Annotated in this window: 15 protein-coding genes; 7 read left to right on the forward strand and 8 right to left on the reverse strand. The window is 61.3% G+C overall.

The annotated features are described in order from the left end of the window. Positions 1-68: 68 nt before the first annotated feature. From PMI01S_RS19805 to dinG, 3 genes are all read right to left on the reverse strand, one after another. Positions 69-1,214, reverse strand: coding sequence for a serine hydrolase domain-containing protein (locus PMI01S_RS19805; RefSeq protein WP_084321776.1), 1,146 nt, complete (start codon positions 1,212-1,214; stop codon positions 69-71). A 241-nt stretch (positions 1,215-1,455) separates the two neighbouring features. Beyond that, a complete protein-coding gene (locus PMI01S_RS19810) occupies positions 1,456-3,966 on the reverse strand; it encodes a beta-galactosidase (RefSeq protein WP_084321777.1) in 2,511 nt (836 codons plus the stop codon). A gap of 95 nt (positions 3,967-4,061) precedes the next feature. Further along, positions 4,062-6,206, reverse strand: coding sequence for an ATP-dependent DNA helicase DinG (dinG, locus tag PMI01S_RS19815; protein ID WP_017336806.1), 2,145 nt, complete (start codon positions 6,204-6,206; stop codon positions 4,062-4,064). Between the two features lie 99 nt (positions 6,207-6,305). On the opposite strand from dinG, the gene PMI01S_RS19820 reads away from it, so the two are divergent. Continuing rightward, a complete protein-coding gene (locus tag PMI01S_RS19820) occupies positions 6,306-6,770 on the forward strand; it encodes a CopD family protein (protein WP_084321778.1) in 465 nt (154 codons plus the stop codon). Positions 6,771-6,849: 79 nt separating this feature from the next. On the opposite strand, the gene PMI01S_RS19825 is transcribed toward PMI01S_RS19820, so the two are convergent. The 4 genes from PMI01S_RS19825 to PMI01S_RS19840 all read right to left on the reverse strand — a co-directional run bounded on the left by PMI01S_RS19825 (position 6,850) and on the right by PMI01S_RS19840 (position 9,534). Continuing rightward, a complete protein-coding gene (locus PMI01S_RS19825; protein ID WP_084321779.1) occupies positions 6,850-7,608 on the reverse strand; it encodes a collagen-like triple helix repeat-containing protein in 759 nt (252 codons plus the stop codon). Further along, positions 7,601-7,879 carry a DUF1145 domain-containing protein gene (locus tag PMI01S_RS19830; protein WP_084321780.1) on the reverse strand — a complete coding sequence of 93 codons (279 nt, stop codon included), beginning with the start codon at positions 7,877-7,879 and terminating at the stop codon, positions 7,601-7,603. Before PMI01S_RS19830 ends, PMI01S_RS19825 begins: the two co-directional genes overlap by 8 nt. Before the next feature lie 148 nt (positions 7,880-8,027). Continuing rightward, positions 8,028-8,747 (reverse strand): PA1041 family peptidoglycan-binding anchor lipoprotein, encoded by a 720-nt coding sequence (locus PMI01S_RS19835; RefSeq protein ID WP_084321781.1) that lies wholly within the window; start codon positions 8,745-8,747, stop codon positions 8,028-8,030. A 91-nt stretch (positions 8,748-8,838) separates the two neighbouring features. Continuing rightward, entirely contained in the window at positions 8,839-9,534 is a 696-nt protein-coding gene (locus PMI01S_RS19840) for a PA1041 family peptidoglycan-binding anchor lipoprotein (RefSeq protein WP_084321782.1), read from the reverse strand. Between the two features lie 190 nt (positions 9,535-9,724). Here PMI01S_RS19840 and PMI01S_RS19845 point away from each other — a divergent pair, with 190 nt between their 5' ends. The 4 genes from PMI01S_RS19845 to PMI01S_RS19860 all read left to right on the forward strand — a co-directional run bounded on the left by PMI01S_RS19845 (position 9,725) and on the right by PMI01S_RS19860 (position 11,530). Then, entirely contained in the window at positions 9,725-10,222 is a 498-nt protein-coding gene (locus PMI01S_RS19845; RefSeq protein WP_084321783.1) for a DUF6231 family protein, read from the forward strand. Positions 10,223-10,226: 4 nt separating this feature from the next. Next, complete coding sequence (locus PMI01S_RS19850) at positions 10,227-10,703, forward strand: YchJ family protein (protein WP_084321784.1); 477 nt, start codon at positions 10,227-10,229, stop codon at positions 10,701-10,703. A 126-nt stretch (positions 10,704-10,829) separates the two neighbouring features. Then, a complete protein-coding gene (locus tag PMI01S_RS19855) occupies positions 10,830-11,324 on the forward strand; it encodes an LEA/WHy family protein (protein ID WP_084321785.1) in 495 nt (164 codons plus the stop codon). After that, positions 11,321-11,530: an SEC-C metal-binding domain-containing protein gene (locus PMI01S_RS19860; protein WP_007906737.1), complete on the forward strand. Its 210-nt coding sequence runs from the start codon at positions 11,321-11,323 to the stop codon at positions 11,528-11,530. Before PMI01S_RS19855 ends, PMI01S_RS19860 begins: the two co-directional genes overlap by 4 nt. A 102-nt stretch (positions 11,531-11,632) precedes the next feature. On the opposite strand, the gene PMI01S_RS19865 is transcribed toward PMI01S_RS19860, so the two are convergent. Continuing rightward, a complete protein-coding gene (locus tag PMI01S_RS19865) occupies positions 11,633-12,193 on the reverse strand; it encodes a cysteine hydrolase family protein (protein ID WP_084321786.1) in 561 nt (186 codons plus the stop codon). Positions 12,194-12,339: 146 nt separating this feature from the next. Between PMI01S_RS19865 and PMI01S_RS19870 the strand changes: the two genes are divergently transcribed. Both PMI01S_RS19870 and PMI01S_RS19875 read left to right on the forward strand, forming a co-directional pair. Further along, positions 12,340-12,987, forward strand: coding sequence for a glutathione binding-like protein (locus tag PMI01S_RS19870; protein ID WP_084321787.1), 648 nt, complete (start codon positions 12,340-12,342; stop codon positions 12,985-12,987). A gap of 251 nt (positions 12,988-13,238) precedes the next feature. Next, the gene (locus PMI01S_RS19875) at positions 13,239-15,689 is read left to right on the forward strand and encodes a penicillin acylase family protein (RefSeq protein ID WP_084321788.1); all 2,451 of its coding nucleotides are present in this window, start codon (positions 13,239-13,241) and stop codon (positions 15,687-15,689) included. The last annotated feature ends 36 nt before the right edge of the window (positions 15,690-15,725 follow it).

Consider the following 15,725-nt stretch of genomic DNA (forward strand, 5'->3'; position numbering starts at 1 on the left):
CCGGATAAACAGACGCTTGGAAAACATAAAGGCCTTCGGGTTCCGGCCCTGGAACCGTTGAGCGCGTTTTACAGACAAGTGGCCAGTACCCGCGCAAGGTTTTGCGCACGCGGATCCATCAAGACATAAGGCCCCAGTGTATTTGTCACAAAACCGAAGGCAACATCGTGCTCCGGATCAGCAAAACCGATGGAACCGCCAGCGCCCGGATGGCCGAACGCTCGTGGACCAAGGCCGTAAGTGGCGTTGGGGACGTCCGGTTGATCGAGCATGCAACCCAGGCCGAAACGGGTCCGGGTCAGTAACGTCTTGTCTTCGCCAAGGCTGTGTTCGCGGGTCAGCTCATCGAGCATCTCGCTTTCCAGCAGGCTGCCGTCGAGCAGACCGGCGTAGAACCCGGCCAGGCTGCGGGCATTGCCGTGGCCATTGGCCGCCGGTTGCTGCATGCGCCGCCACTCGGGTTTGTTGGTGCTGGTCAGGACCGACGGCGGGTTGGTGAACGCTCGCGTGGTCATGGCCGTCGGTTCGCGCATCGTCACTTGCAGCAAGCGTTGGGCCGCGGCATCGCCGACGTTGCCCTTGCCACGGGCGATGTGCGCCACGCGATGGAATTCTTCATCCGCCAGACCGACGTGGAAATCCAGCCCCAGCGGTTTGGCGACTCGGGCCACGATCGACTCGCCCGGCCCACGTCCGTCGGCCCGACGCAGCAACTCACCGACCAGCCAGCCATAGGTGATCGCGGCATAACCATGACCGGTGCCCGGCGTCCACCACGGCGCTTCGGCCGCCAGGGCGTCGACCATGGTGTGCCACTCGTAAAGCGCCTCGGGAGCCAGCAACTCGCGCAGCGCCGGCAGACCGGCCTGGTGGCAGAGCAATTGACGCAGGGTGACGGATTCCTTGTCGGCGGCGGCGAATTCGGGCCAGTAGCGGGCAACCGGGGCGTCCAGTTGCAGCTTGCCTTCGGCCACCAGTTGCAGGGCCGTGACGGCGGTGAAGGTCTTGGTGCAGGAGAACAGGTTGGCAATGGTGTCGCTGTGCCAGGCCTCATGGCCATCCTTGTCGGCGGTACCGGACCAGAGGTCGACGACAGTTTCGCCACCCACCTGGATGCATAGCGCTGCGCCACGTTCCTGGGGATCGTCGAACAACGCGGCGAACGCCTCACGCACCGCTTCGAACCTGAGTTCGTAATGACCCTGAATCTGCACCCGCTACTCCCTCGGACAATGCTCTACAAAGTGGCCCGCATTGTTCCAGCCATTGATGGTTTTGGGAACAGGGGCGGGCTGGGCGGTCAGTTGGCCCATGGAATTGATCAGATATTTATGGCGCCCTTGCGGACGCCTTCGCGAGCAAGCCCGCTCCCACCTTAGACCGCGTCCGCCTGGTCACTGCGGTCTAAAGTGGGAGCGGGCTTGCTCGCGAAGAACGATAACGCGGTCTCAGGCCTTAATGACCATTCCCGGAATGCCCACCCGCCTGCCCGGTGCCCTTCCCCGGGCCTTTGCCGGCTTCAGCTTTTCGCCCGCCCACGGCATCGTGACTGGCTTTATCCGCTTCAGCCTTGGTCTTCTCGGCCTCTTTACTCAACTGATCAACGGCCGCCAGGTTGCTTTTGCGCACGCTGTCGACAAAGCCCTGAAACGGCAGATCGGTAATGCCGACCAACCCAAAGTGCCCGTTTTCACCATCCAGCAGACGGCCGGTCACCGGTTGATCGAGGTACTGGAACCAGTGCACGCCCACAATCGACGGTTCACTGAGCGCCTGCTTCAGGAAGCTGGCGTACGCCGGGCCGCGGTCTTCTTCCTTGGCCAGTTGCGTCACGCCGCCCCAGAACGGGCCACGGTCGACCGAGCCGAAGTTGAATTCGGTAATCAGCACCGGCTTGTCCAGGCTGCGCAATTTTACGAAGTCGTAACCGTCCTGTGGCTGCAGGGTGTACATGTTGAAGCTCAACACATCGCAATACTGCGCGCAGGATTCCACGGCTTCCGGGGTGCTGATGGCAAAGCGACCGCCCAGCAACAGCTGGTTCGGCGCGTGCCACTTGAGCGAGTCGGAAATGGTTTTGAAGTACGTGTCAGCGAAGACCTTCTGGAAGTATTTGAAGTCGGCTTCGATTTCCGGGTGTTCGGCGCTTGGCAGCGGCGGTACGAAGCCAGGGTCTTCCATCAACTCCCACGCCGGCAGGTCGATGCCCCAGGCTTTGGAAAGGCCTGCCTGATTGCGGTATTTGTCGCGCAGTTGCTTGAGGAACGCGCGTTTGGCCGGCACGTCGGTGGTCATTTTCAAGGTGCCGTAGGCCAGCGCGTAGCGGGCTTTCGGGTCGTCACCGGGACCGGCCCAGGCCAGTTCATTGTCGGCGAAGTAACCGATCAGCCACGGATCGTCGCGATGATCGCGGGCGGCGATGGCCACGGCACGCTCGGTGGCCATGGCGAAACGCGGATCAAACGGGTCGGGCATTCCGCCCCACCAGTCGGTGCCCGTGCTGATGCTGGCGTAATCGCCGACGATCGACAGCGGCAAGGTGTAGGGCACGCGATCAGCGTTGGCCAGTGCCGGGGCGCTCCAGTTGCCGACGGTGTTGAAACCCCAGGCTTGCAGGCGATCCAGGGTGTGGCTGGCCCATCGTTGCTCATCAATCACTGCTGTGCAGGGCTCGGCGGGTTTCTGCTCAGCCGCTTTCGCGACGGTTGCTTCCTCTGCGCCAGTCTTGGCGGCTTCGGCGACACCGGATTCGGCCGTGACAGGCACGACGGGTTGCTCAGCAGCTTTTTCGACCGTTGCCTCAACCGCATCGGCCTTGGCCGCTTCGGCGACACCGGCCTTGGTGTCGCTGCCCAGTGCGCAAGGGGCGCCATACAAACGCTGCAGGTTGGCCCCATAGAAGTCGTACCAGCGACCGGCGTTATAGGCACGGCCCTGATCGACGCCATTGCCGCCACGGTTGTCGCCTTCGCCAAAGTGACTGGCCAGCGGCTCGTCGGGTTTTGGCAGCGACTCGAACATCCACTCGCGGCCGGCGATGTAAGTCTGATTGACGTCCGGGGTAACGGTGTTGACCCCGAGCGAATAAAACGGATGCCCTTCCGGGGTCACGAGGTACCAGCGACCGTCACGTTTCTCGGTGCGGAAAAAGCCGCTGGCCTTGAACGATGGGCCTTTTATCCAGCCACCGAACTTATCCAGCGAAGACTTCTCGCGCTCGGCCAGCCAGGTTTTGGTTTGTTGCTGTTCCTTGGCGGCGGCGCTTTTGAGTTGCTCGTCGCTGCTGACCTTTTCCGGCCATTTGGCTCGAGTCGATTGCCCGAACGCGTCCACCAGCCCGCCATAAACGGCTTGGGTCACGCCCTCGCTGTCCTGCACGCCAAAGCGTTCCAGCAGGATGCTTTGGGCGACTTTCGGCTGATCCATGGACAAGGTCACCGACACCACCTGAGTACGATCCAGTTCACCGGCGCTGCTGGCCAACAGGATGCGTTGACCGTCGACGGTCATCGGCATCGGCGGCCCGGCCTTCATGCCCTGGCTCAGCGGCGAAGTGGCGACCAATGGCACCAGCAGGGTCTGCGCAGGACCGGCCGGCAGGTCGACGCGACTGATCAGCGTCTTGCCATCGTTGCTCTGGATTTTCACGTAGAGAGTCACGGCCCAGTTCATCGCGCTCTGGATCCTCAGGCTCATCATGCCCGATTGCGACCAGTCCCAGGCACCGGTCTGTGGAGTCAAACGCAGGGTTGGCTGTGCCACGGGGTTGAACGTCACCCGACGGAGCACTTCGCCTTCGGCCGTTTGCTCCGCATTGGATTGCGGCAGGCTGGCGTCCTGAGTCGCCACCTGGACCACGTCGGCGGGGCGCACAAAGTTGAACAGCGTCTGCTGGCCTGCGGGAGCGGCCAACAAGGGCGTTGCGAACAGCAGGGCAAATACGGCGGGCAAGGAACGGCGAATCATGAGAACGAAATTCTCCCTAACGACCTCAATGGGCCAATGGAAAAGCGATGGCAGAGAGATAGACAACGCGGCGAGCGGATTTGCCCACCGCTGTATCAGGAAATTTCTCGTCGGAATGGCGGCAACGCATTGAGGATCGCTTTGCCATAGCGCTGGGTGACCAGGCGACGGTCGAGCAAGGTGATGGTGCCGCGGTCTTCTTCGGTACGCAGCAAGCGACCGCAGGCCTGGACCAGTTTCAGCGAAGCGTCCGGCACGGAGATTTCCATGAACGGATTGCCGCCACGGGCTTCGATCCATTCGGCCAGTGCCGCTTCGACCGGATCATCGGGCACCGAGAACGGAATCTTCGCGATGACCACGTGCTCGCAGTACGCCCCCGGCAAATCGACCCCTTCAGCGAAGCTCGCCAGGCCGAACAACACGCTGGAATCACCGCCATCGACCCGCGCCTTGTGCTTGTTCAGGGTTTCCTGTTTCGACAGGTTGCCTTGAATGAACACTTGCTTGCGCCAGTCGCGGTCAAGGCCGTCGAACACGTCCTGCATCTGTTTGCGCGAGGAGAACAGCACCAGCGTGCCGCGCGAACCTTCAACCAGTTGCGGCAGGTCTCGGATGATCGCTGCCGTGTGGGCCGGCGCATCACGCGGGTCGGCTTTCAGGTCCGGCACTCGCAGCACACCGGCGTCGGCGTGATGGAACGGGCTCGGGACCACGGCGGTCACGGCTTTTTTCGGCAGGCCGGCACGCATGCGGAAACGGTCGAAGGTGCCCAGCGCCGTCAGCGTCGCCGAGGTCACCAGTGCGCCATAAGCGACGTTCCACAAATTACGACGGAGCATTTCCGCCGCGAGGATCGGGCTGGCGTTGACCTCGATGTCAAACAGCGAACCGCTTTCGGCCAGGGTCAGCCAACGGGCCATGGGCGGGTTGTCTTCCGGGTCTTCAGCGGTAAACGCGACCCACAATTCCCAGTTGCCCGACGAGCGCGACAACAGGCTGCCGAACAACGGATACCACTCTTCGGCCTGGTTGCTGGCGATGCCGATGTTGACCTCGCCGTCCATGCCTTCCTTGAGCAGTTCGGTGAGCCGGGTGAACAGGTCGGTGAGACGGGCGAAGCCTTTCTTCAGCTCGACGCCCATTTCGCGCATGTGCTCGGGAATCACCCCGCCGACGAAACGGTGACGCGGCCGTTCACGGCCCTCGACGTCTTCGCCGGGTTTGAAATCGGCGACCTGTTCGCAGGCAGAGAACATGAACTGTTGCTGGGTCTTGATCTCACGGGCCAGCTCCGGCACCTGTTCGATCAACTTGCCCAGATCGCCCGGCAGCGGGTGCTGGGCAAGCAATTTGGTGAGGTTCTTGGCGGTGGTTTCCAGCCAGTCGGCGGTGGAACGCAGGCGCGTGTAGTGAGCGAAGTGGCCGATGGCCTTGTCCGGCAGGTGGTGACCTTCGTCGAACACATAGATGGTGTCGCGCGGGTCCGGCAGAACCGCACCGCCGCCCAATGCCAGGTCGGCCAGGACCATGTCGTGGTTGGTGACGATGACGTCCACCTTGCCCATGCCTTCGCGGGCCTTGTAGAAGGCGCACTGGCCAAAGTTCGGGCAATGACGGTTGGTGCACTGGCTGTGATCGGTGGTCAGGCGCGCCCAATCGGCGTCTTCCAGGGCGGTGGACCAACTGTCGCGGTCGCCGTCCCATTTATTGCCGGCGAGTTTCTCGATCATGCTGGTGAACAGCTTCTGACTGGCCTCATCGACCTCGATCTTGAAGCCTTCCTCTTCGAACAGCTGCGCAGTGGCGGTTTGTGCGTGACCTTCCTGGAGCAACATGTCGAGCTTGGACAGGCACATGTAGCGCCCACGCCCTTTGGCCAGGGCAAAGCTGAAATTCAGCCCGCTGTTGCGCATCAGGTCGGGCAGATCCTTGTAGACGATCTGTTCTTGCAGGGCCACGGTGGCGGTGGCGATCACCAGGCGTTTGCCAGCGGCTTTCGCGGTCGGGATCGCCGCCAGGCTGTAGGCCACGGTCTTGCCGGTACCGGTGCCGGCTTCCACCGCGACAATCGCGGGGTCGCCACTGCGCCGGCCTTCGTCGTCGGTGTCGATGTCACCGAGGACCTTGGCAATTTCGGCGATCATCAGGCGTTGGCCGTAGCGCGGCTTGAGGCTCTTGGCTTCGAGAAAACGCGAATAGGCGCCCTGGATCGTGGTTTTGAGTTCGGTGCTGATCATGGATTGTCGGGCGCAAAAAACGCTGGATAAATTTTCAGTGGTTCGGTTCGGCCGCTATCATACCCCGCTAATTAATCCCGCGCAGAACGGAGTACCTCAATGACACCTTTTGGCATCGTTTACACCCTGCATGTCCTGTCCGCCCTGGTGTGGGTCGGCGGCATGTTTTTCGCCTGGATGGTCTTGCGTCCTGCGGCGATGAAGGCGCTGGAAGGCCCGGCCCGGTTGAAGCTGTGGGTAGAAGTGTTTCAAGGTTTTTTCCGCTGGGTCTGGATCGCGGTGGTGTTGTTGCCGGTCAGCGGCGTGGGCATGATCCATCTGCAATACGCCGGTTTTGAAAGCGCGCCGCGTTATGTGCAGGTGATGATGGGGTTGTATGTGGTGATGACGGCGCTGTTTATCCGGATTCAAGCGTTGCTGTTGCCGGAATTGCGCGCAGCGGTGACGGCGCAGGACTGGCCGACGGGAGCTGCGGTGCTGGGGAGGATTCGCAAGCTGGTGGGGATAAATCTGATCGTTGGGTTGGTGTTGGTAGCGATTGCCGCCGCGCGGCCGATGCTTTAAAGCTGCGCGGACTTTGTGGCTAGAGGGCTTTGTGGCGAGGGGACAAGTCCCCACGCCACAGCCCGATTATCGGTCGTTCTTACAATCGTTGTACGGTCACCGAACCCGCCGCACCCGCAGGCCCCGGTTGGCCGTCAGTGCCAGGTTTGCCGCTCTTGCCACCATCGGCCTTGTAAACGATGCAACCCTTGGCCTTGCCTCCCGCCCCCGGCTTACCGCCAGGACCGGCCAGACCACCCGCGCCGCCCGCCACTTGAACCTTGATCTGCTCCGCCGGGTAATCACGCGGCACTTCCAGCCTGACCAGCGCACCCGGCGCACCCGGCTGTCCATCGCTGCCATTGCTGCCATCGGCCCCGCGACCGGCCTGGCCCCAGGTGCATCCCGGTGCCTGGCCGTTGGCGCCATCGAGGCCGACAAAACCCGGTGCCCCTGCGCCACCGCGTGCGTCAACCCACAACTGCGGAGCATTCAGTGCCTTGATCTGAACATTCAGATTGCGCCCCGAGCGAGCCGCCTTGAGGTAAGTGCCCGGTGCGCCGCGAGCGGTGATCTGGCTGCCTTCGGAGAGTTCGGCACGGTTGATCTTCAACTCCAGGGCATTTTCGCTCGGCACGATGGCGATCCGCGCTTCACGCCCCAGGTGCAATTCGCCCACGGTGACTTCGGTCACATTCGAGGGAATCAGCAAGGTGCCGTAATCAGCCACTTCCAGGCGTTCCAGCTGCAAGGTACTGGCAGTGTTGGGCAGGCGCATCAGCGAGTTGGTTTCGACGCTGACCACTTGGGCACAGGCGAGCGGGCTGATGAGAGCGGCGAGCAGACAGAGTTTACGCATGGGATGCCTTTGGTACGGCAGGAGCCGGAATGGTTTGCAGGTGGAAAACACCGAAAAAGACAATCTTCAAGCGATCACGCCAAGGGTGGGCGCGACCTCTGAGGCTGCGCAAACAGAACAGCGCCTCAAGAAGATGAAGGCACGCCAACAGGCCGCCGGCCAGATTGACCAACAGGTGCAGCGGATTGACAAACGGTGTCATCAGATTAACCAGCACCACCAGCCAGAACAGCAGGGTCAACAGCTTACCCAGCGCCCAAAACACCTTCATACGCTCCTCCGTTGAGAATTATTCTTTGCGCGCACAGTAACGGCTTCCACGCGGGATAAGCCAGAGGGCAACGGAAAATTCTTCATGAAGGCCGCCGAATGGCTGTCGGAACAACCGCAATGATTGCCCGACGGCTCTATCACGCGGCTCAGCGATTGATGTGCAACTCTACGCGTCGGTTTTTCGCCCGCCCTTCGTCTGTTTCGTTATCGGCCACGGGCTGACTTTCGCCCCGGCCTTCGCTGGTGAGTTTGTTCGGCGCCAGGCCCATGCCCAACAAGTAAGCCGCCACGCTGCTGGCGCGCCGTTCCGAGAGCGCCTGGTTATAGGTGTCCGACCCCACACTGTCGGTATGACCGATCACTTTGATGCTGACCACATCGGCGCTCTGCAGTTTAGGCACGAACGAATCCAGCTGACTTTGCGCCGAGGGCGTCAGGTCAGATTTATTGAACGCAAACAACACATCGCCCGCATCGCTCAGGGTGATGACTTCAGATTGTGCAGGCTCAGCGGGTTTCACACTGGCCGGGTATTGCGGCAGCGGACAACCATGATGTTCGACCGGAGTGTTGGCCGGCGTATCCGGGCAGCGATCACGTCGATCGAAGACCCCGTCCTCGTCTTCGTCGCCGTCCTGGGCGTAACAGATCAAGCCGCCGGTCAAGATGCCCAATGCCGCTCCGCCCGCCGCCCAACCGCTACTCTCCAGCGCGCCCAGACCTCCACCGACCAGACCGCCGATAACGCTGCAGATTGGCCAGGTTCGTTGATTGAGGGGGGCAGTGCCATCGCTGTGAGTCGCGCAACCGGTCAACAGGCTGCCAAGCAGCAGAACCGGCAAGAGGGTCCTTGGGATCAGGCACATGGTTGAAAGCTCCTGTGTTACCGGCAGATGCCGGTCACACAGGAGTAAAGACCCGCATCCGCGACTGCACAAGCCGCGGAGCGGAAGGGACTCAACGCTCGATTTTGATTTCGGTACGACGGTTCAACGCACGGCCGTCAGCGGTTTTGTTATCGGCAACAGGTTGGCTTTCACCGGCACCGGTCACCGACACGAAGCTGCTGCGAGGCACACCACTCTGGACGAGGTACTCAACCACCGAGTGCGCGCGACGATCAGACAGTTTCTGGTTGTAGGCATCGCTGCCCACGCTGTCGGTATGGCCGGTTACGGTCAGGCGTGCGGTGGACGATTCCTGTTTCAAGCGAGAGGCGACTTTGTCGAGTACCTGCTTGTCGGAAGGAGTGAGTGTGGCTTTGTCGAACTGGAAGTGAACATCGCGGATGACGATGGTTTCTTCCTTGACCACAACCGCCTCTTCAACCACTGGTGCAGGGACTGGTGGTGGGCAACCATCGGCATCGACCTTCACGCCTCTAGGCGTACCCGGGCACTTGTCGCGGCTGTCCGGCACGCCATCGCCGTCTTCGTCGCCATCACCGTGAACCCAGCAATAGGCAGCGGCGGTACCGCCGACCAGCAGCGCGCCATACCCTGCCCATGCCGAGCTCTCGGTCGCGCCGAGACCCGCACCGATCACACCACCGACTGCCGCACAGGTCGGCCAGTCGGTTTTCTGCAAACCTGCGCAACCAGTCAACACACTGGTTAGCAGAACCAAGGGTAATGCTGTCCGAACTATGCTCATCTAGTTTTCTCCTGAGGGATCGGCTTAGAACCGATTCAGGGAGTAAAGACCCGAGTTTTAATCTCCGCCAGCAATAGGCCATGCCTGTTTTTATCCCGTGTTCACGGGCGATCGGCACTTTTGCCGCTAAGCCGCTCTATATCTGGGCGTTTGGGCAGGCTAGTCTTGGCGCTCTGATTGAGGAACTTCGATGATTGCAGGTATTTCTTCGCGCACGCCGCAACAGGCGCTGGCCGCTTTGCTGGATCGTTACGCCCCGCTGCGCCTGTTGCTGATCGGCGCCAGTGAGTTTCCCGCGCTTGAAGCGTTCAAGCTGGCGCACCCGGACACCTGCGTTGCCCATGCGGCGCCCGGCCCCTTGCCGGCCGAGCTGGCGGCGCGCCGCTTTGATCTGGCGCTGGTGGTCGATTGCCTCGAACACTTGCCCAAGCGTGACGGTCTGAACTTGCTCGGCGGGATCCGCAACCTCAATGCCAGTCGCATTGCGGTGCTTGCGGACTTGCCCGCCAGTGGCTGGCAGGAGACGGATTTCTTCTCCCTGGCCCTGCAAGCCAGCGAACGTTTCCAGCGCGACGATCAGGTGTTGACCCTGTTCACCTACGATCTGCTTGACTACAAACAAGTGCCCGACTGGCTCAACTCACGGTTTTGGGCCAATCCGGAAAACTTCGGGAAATATTGGTGGTAACGCAATGAGTACATCCATTTGCCCTTGCGGCAGCGGCAACCCGCTCGATGCCTGCTGCGGTCATTACCATGCCGGTCACCCGGCCCCCTGCGCCGAAGCCTTGATGCGCTCGCGCTACAGCGCTTATGTAATGGGCCTGATCGATTATCTGGTGGCGACCACCCTGCCCGCGCAACAAGCGGGCCTGGATCGACAGTCCATCAGCGACTGGAGCGCCCAAAGCACCTGGCTGGGTCTTGAGGTGGAAAGCTCCGAGGTGTTCGGCGGTCAGCCAGAACACGCGTTCGTGACGTTCACCGCTCGCTGGCACGACGGCAACGGCGAACACAGCCACCGCGAGCGTTCGTCGTTCGTGCAGAACGCCGGCCACTGGTACTTCATCGACCCCACCGTGCCACTCAAGGCCGGACGCAACGATGCCTGCCCTTGCGCCAGCGGGCAGAAGTTCAAGAAGTGCTGCGCGGGGTATTTCGGCGCGTGAGATGACGCAAAAGATCGTCCGATCGCGGCCCGAGCCTTCGGCAGCTCCTACGCGTACACACTGCAGGAGCTGCCGAAGGCTGCGATCTTTTGGGGCTAGACTGGTGCTCAAGGGAGAAACATCACCATGACTACCCGACGACGCGTCTTACATACACTCACCCTGCTCCTGTGTCTCGGGCTCGGTGGTTGCGCGTCCTGGTTCAGCGAGGATGAGCCGGAACCCGCGGTGCACCTGGTCAAGGTCGAAGTCGTCCAGGCCAAACTGATGCAGCAGCGTTTCATGCTGTACTTTCGTGTCGACAATCCCCGTGACAGCGACCTGACGGTGCGCGGCCTCGAATACCGGATTCATCTGGGTGACATGCTGCTGACCGAGGGTGAGCACGAGCACTGGTTTACGATCAGCCCCAAACGCAGCGGGTATTTCAAGGTGCCGATCCGCACCAACCTGTGGCCCAAGGTGCGGGACCTGGTGAAGATGCTGAAAAAAACCGATCAACCCGTCCCCTATCGGCTGGAAGGTGAGCTGGAAACCGGTGTGTTCATCGCGCACTACGTGCACCTGGCGCGCAAAGGCGTGATAATCCCCGCCGATTTAATTCCGGAGCACACCCGATGACCCAGCAACCCCACGTCCATGGCCCTGACTGCAACCACGATCATGACCATCACGACCACCATGATCACGACCATGGCCATGTTCACGGCCCGAACTGCGGCCACGCGCACCAGGAACCGGTACGCAACGCCCTGAAGGATGTCGGCCGCAACGATCCTTGCCCATGCGGCAACGGCAAGAAATTCAAGAAGTGCCACGGCGCTTGATGGGTTAACCCCATTCTTCTGTACGAGCCGGCTTGCTGGCGATCGGATCGACGCGGTGTTTCAGATTGACCGCGTTATCGTTCATCGCCAGCAAGCCGGCTCCTACAGGTCGGCGTTCAGGATCTGCACCGTGCTGACAACCGTGGCGTACTCGCCCTGCAGATTCCCCAGCGACATGGCGTGCACGTCCTCGGCAGAACGGGCATTACCAAAGTAATCCGCCTTGTCGAACGTAAAACACGCATCCTCCGCCACCCACGTCTCAAACCCCAGGTTCCCGGCCGTTCGCGCCGTGGACTCCACCGAGTTGTTGGTCGCAACGCCAACAATGATCAACTGATCGATCCCCGCCTCGCGCAACTTCGCCTCCAACCCCGTCGCACAAAACGCATCCGGCACCTGTTTCTGAATCAGCTGCTCGCCGGCCAATGGCTGGAACCGCTCCTGAAACTCCACGCCCGATTGCTGCGGCCAGAACACCGAGTCCGGCGAACGGGACAGGTGCTGGACGTGAATCACCGACCGCCCGGTTCGACGCCAAAGCCCCAGTAGCTCGAGAATCCGCGCCTCGGCCTGAGGATTGTTTCGCCGGCCGAGCCTGGGCTCCAAAATGCCTTTTTGTTGATCGATGATGATCAGTGCCGCGTTGGTCTTGAGCTCCATGCCGACTTTTCTCACGCAAGGTCATTGAATTTCACGCACTTCAGCATCACCTCCTCCTACAGGCAAGCTCTCGATCGCAAACAGGACGACCTGACGCCCGCGGTTGCTGTCCATCCCTTACGACGTCTCTTGATGTGGAGTACTTCATGATCGACCTGTATTACTGGACCACCCCCAATGGCCACAAAATCTCGATTTTCCTGGAAGAAGCCGGACTGCCTTACAACGTGCACCCGATCAACATCAGCCAGAACGAACAGTTCCAGCCGCACTTCCTGAAAATCTCGCCGAACAACAGAATCCCGGCGATCGTCGATCATGAGCCCGCCGATGGCGGGGAACCTTTGTCGCTGTTCGAGTCCGGGGCGATTCTGCTTTACCTGGCGGAAAAGACCGGCAAATTCCTGCCCAAAGACCTGCGCGGTCGCCAGCAGGCGCTGCAATGGCTGTTCTGGCAGATGGGCGGGCTGGGGCCGATGGCCGGGCAGAATCATCACTTCAGCCAGTTCGCGCCGGAGAAAATCCCTTACGCGATCAAGCGCTACATCGACGAAACGGCGCGCCTTTACGGCGTACTCGACAAGCAACTGGCGAACAATGAGTTTGTCGCCGGCAACGAATACAGCATTGCCGACATGGCGATCTACCCGTGGATCGTTTCCCACAAGTGGCAGAGCCAGAACCTCGAAGATTTCCCGAATGTGCTGCGCTGGTTCAACCACATCCAGAATCGGCCGGCGACGGTGAAGGCGTATGCACTCGCGGCGAAGGTCAACCCACCTAAAGCCAGCTGAAATTGACGCCAAACCTGTAGGAGCCGGCTTGCTGGCGATAGCGGTCTGACATTCAATATTTATGTCGACTGTTACACCGCTATCGCCAGCGAGCCGGCTCCTACAGGTTCTGTGTCCACCTGGCGAAAGCTGCGATCATCGCTCGTTCGGCAGACAAATCCTGAAATAACCCCATACCCCGCTTGCGCGGCCACCTCCTGCTCTCTAACGTAGCGCCTTTATTGCGCCTCTACCCCCGCAGGAGCTTTGCCATGGCCTCGCCAGCCCTTACACATTTTCTTCCCCGGTTCGGCGTTGCCGCAGCAGTGGCCGGTGTTTTGAGCCTGACCGGATGTCAGACCTGGAACACTCAGGACACCCTCCCGCCGACCACCGGCGTGCAGCCGCTCAAGGGTCTGGCGCAGAACGTTTCGGTGCGCCGCAATGCCATGGGCATGCCGTTGATTGAAAGCAGCACGTTCCACGACGCACTGTTCACCCTCGGTTACGTGCACGCGAGCGACCGCATCACGCAAATGGTCACCCTGCGGCTGCTGGCCCAAGGTCGTTTGTCGGAGATGTCCGGTTCGGACCTGCTGGACGCCGACCGCTACATGCGCGCCGTCAACCTGAAGAAAAGCGCCGGCGAGTTGTACAAGGCGTCGTCGCCGCGCCTCAAACGCTTCTTCGAAGTCTATGCCCGCGGGGTCAACGCCTACCTGTTCCGCTACCGCGACAAACTCCCGGCAGACCTCGCGGCCACCGGCTACAAACCCGAGTACTGGAAACCGGAAGACTCAGCGCTGATTTTCTGCCTGCTGAATTTCAGCCAATCGGCGAACCTGCCCGAGGAAATTTCCTCGCTGGTGCTGGCCCAATCGGTCACCACCGACAAACTCCCGTGGCTGACACCCTCCGCCCCCGACGAAAAACTGCCGGTGGCCGAAGCCGAAAAACTTCAGGGCCTCAAGCTCAACGGGACGATTCCAGGCCTCGCCGAAATCAGCAAGGCCACCGGCCAACTGTCCGACCTGAATCTGCTGGGCGCCACGTCATCGAACAACTGGGCGATCGCCCCGCAACGCAGCCGCAGCGGCAAAAGCCTGCTGGCCAGCGACAGCCATGGTCCGCTGGGCGTTCCGTCGTTGTTCAGTTACGTGCAGATTCGTACGCCGAAATACCAAGCGTCCGGCGTGACCATCGCCGGTTTGCCGATGGTGCTGGGCGGCTTCAACGGCAAAGTGGCGTGGAGCATGACCTCGGTCATGGGCGACAACCAGGACCTGTTCCTGGAAAAGATCAAACGCCAGGGCAACGGGCTTTCCTACGAAGTCGGTGGCAAATGGCAGCCGGCTATCGTTCGCAACGAAACCTATTTCGTCAAAGGCCAGCGGCCGATTCGCGAAGCGGTGTACGAAACCCGCCACGGACCGCTGCTCAACAGCGCCAAAGGCACAGCGCTGGATAACGGCCTGGGTTTGGCATTGCAGACGCCGAACTTCACCGATGACAAATCACTGGACGCTTTTTTCGACCTGTCCCGTGCGCAGAACGTCGAGAAAGCCTCGGACGCCAGCCGTGAAATCCGCGCGATCACGCTGAACCTGGTCTTCGCCGACGCCAGCAACATCGGCTGGCAAGTCACCGGCCGTTACCCGAACCGCCGTGAAGGCGAAGGCCTGCTGCCGTCGCCGGGCTGGGAAGGTCGTTACGACTGGGACGGTTACGCCGACCCGATGCTGCACCCGTACGATCAGGACCCGGCGCAAGGCTGGCTCGGCACCGCCAACCAGCGGGTCATTCCCCATGGCTACGGCATGCAGCTGTCCAATTCCTGGTCGGCACCGGAGCGTGGCGAACGCATGGCCGAACTGGCTGGTGTGGGCAAACACGACACGCGCAGTGTGATCGCGATGCAATACGATCAGACCACTACGTTCGCCGCCAAACTGAAAAAGATGTTTGAAGCACCGGGCATGGCCCAGCCGCTGAAGCAGGCTATCGAGGCACTGCCGGTCGCTGATCGCGGCAAGGCTCAGGAAGCGTTGACCCGCCTGAAGGCGTTCGACGGCAAACTCGCCCCGACCTCCGCCGATGCGGCGATTTACGAGTTGTTCCTGCAAGAAAGCACGAAGCAAATCTTCCTCGACGAACTGGGCCCGGAAAGCAGCCCGGCGTGGAAAGCCTTTATCGCCAACGGCAAGTTGTCCTACGCGGCCCAGGCCGATCACCTGCTGGGCCGTGAAGACAGCCCATTCTGGGATGACGCGCGCACACCGCAGAAAGAAGACAAACCGACGATTCTTGCCCGCAGCCTTGCAGCCGCCATTACTGCCGGCGACAGCCAGTTGGGTGGCGATCACAAAGCCTGGCAGTGGGGCAAACTGCACCGTTATGAGTGGAAGAATGCCAGCGGCCAGACCGTTCGCGGTCCGCTCGCGGCCGGTGGCGATCACACCACGTTGAACACCTCGGCATTCGCCTGGGGCCAGGATTTCAACACCACGCTGGCGCCGGCCATGCGCTTCATCGTCGACTTCGGCCAGGCCGAACCGCTGATGGGCCAGAACGGCACCGGTCAGTCCGGCAATCCTGCCAGCCCGAACTACCTCAACGGCGTGGAGCCCTGGCTCAAGGGGCAATACGTGAGTTTGCCGATGCAACCGCAGAATTACGACAAGGTGTACGGGACCAAGCGATTGACGCTGACACCCGGCAAGTAAGGGGCACCACCGTCCAATGTGGGAGCGGGCTTGCTC

It is taken from the genome of Pseudomonas migulae NBRC 103157 (assembly GCF_002091715.1).
Classification (GTDB): Bacteria; Pseudomonadota; Gammaproteobacteria; order Pseudomonadales; family Pseudomonadaceae; genus Aquipseudomonas; species Aquipseudomonas migulae_A.

Coding starts and splice junctions, on each gene's coding strand:
- PMI01S_RS19810 (WP_084321777.1), bottom strand. CDS start 3,966: ATGATTCGCCGTTCCTTGCCCGCCGTATTTGCCCTGCTGTTCGCAACG.
- dinG (WP_017336806.1), bottom strand. CDS start 6,206: ATGATCAGCACCGAACTCAAAACCACGATCCAGGGCGCCTATTCGCGT.
- PMI01S_RS19820 (WP_084321778.1), top strand. CDS start 6,306: ATGACACCTTTTGGCATCGTTTACACCCTGCATGTCCTGTCCGCCCTG.
- PMI01S_RS19825 (WP_084321779.1), bottom strand. CDS start 7,608: ATGCGTAAACTCTGTCTGCTCGCCGCTCTCATCAGCCCGCTCGCCTGT.
- PMI01S_RS19830 (WP_084321780.1), bottom strand. CDS start 7,879: ATGAAGGTGTTTTGGGCGCTGGGTAAGCTGTTGACCCTGCTGTTCTGG.
- PMI01S_RS19835 (WP_084321781.1), bottom strand. CDS start 8,747: ATGTGCCTGATCCCAAGGACCCTCTTGCCGGTTCTGCTGCTTGGCAGC.
- PMI01S_RS19840 (WP_084321782.1), bottom strand. CDS start 9,534: ATGAGCATAGTTCGGACAGCATTACCCTTGGTTCTGCTAACCAGTGTG.
- PMI01S_RS19845 (WP_084321783.1), top strand. CDS start 9,725: ATGATTGCAGGTATTTCTTCGCGCACGCCGCAACAGGCGCTGGCCGCT.
- PMI01S_RS19850 (WP_084321784.1), top strand. CDS start 10,227: ATGAGTACATCCATTTGCCCTTGCGGCAGCGGCAACCCGCTCGATGCC.
- PMI01S_RS19855 (WP_084321785.1), top strand. CDS start 10,830: ATGACTACCCGACGACGCGTCTTACATACACTCACCCTGCTCCTGTGT.
- PMI01S_RS19860 (WP_007906737.1), top strand. CDS start 11,321: ATGACCCAGCAACCCCACGTCCATGGCCCTGACTGCAACCACGATCAT.
- PMI01S_RS19865 (WP_084321786.1), bottom strand. CDS start 12,193: ATGGAGCTCAAGACCAACGCGGCACTGATCATCATCGATCAACAAAAA.
- PMI01S_RS19870 (WP_084321787.1), top strand. CDS start 12,340: ATGATCGACCTGTATTACTGGACCACCCCCAATGGCCACAAAATCTCG.
- PMI01S_RS19875 (WP_084321788.1), top strand. CDS start 13,239: ATGGCCTCGCCAGCCCTTACACATTTTCTTCCCCGGTTCGGCGTTGCC.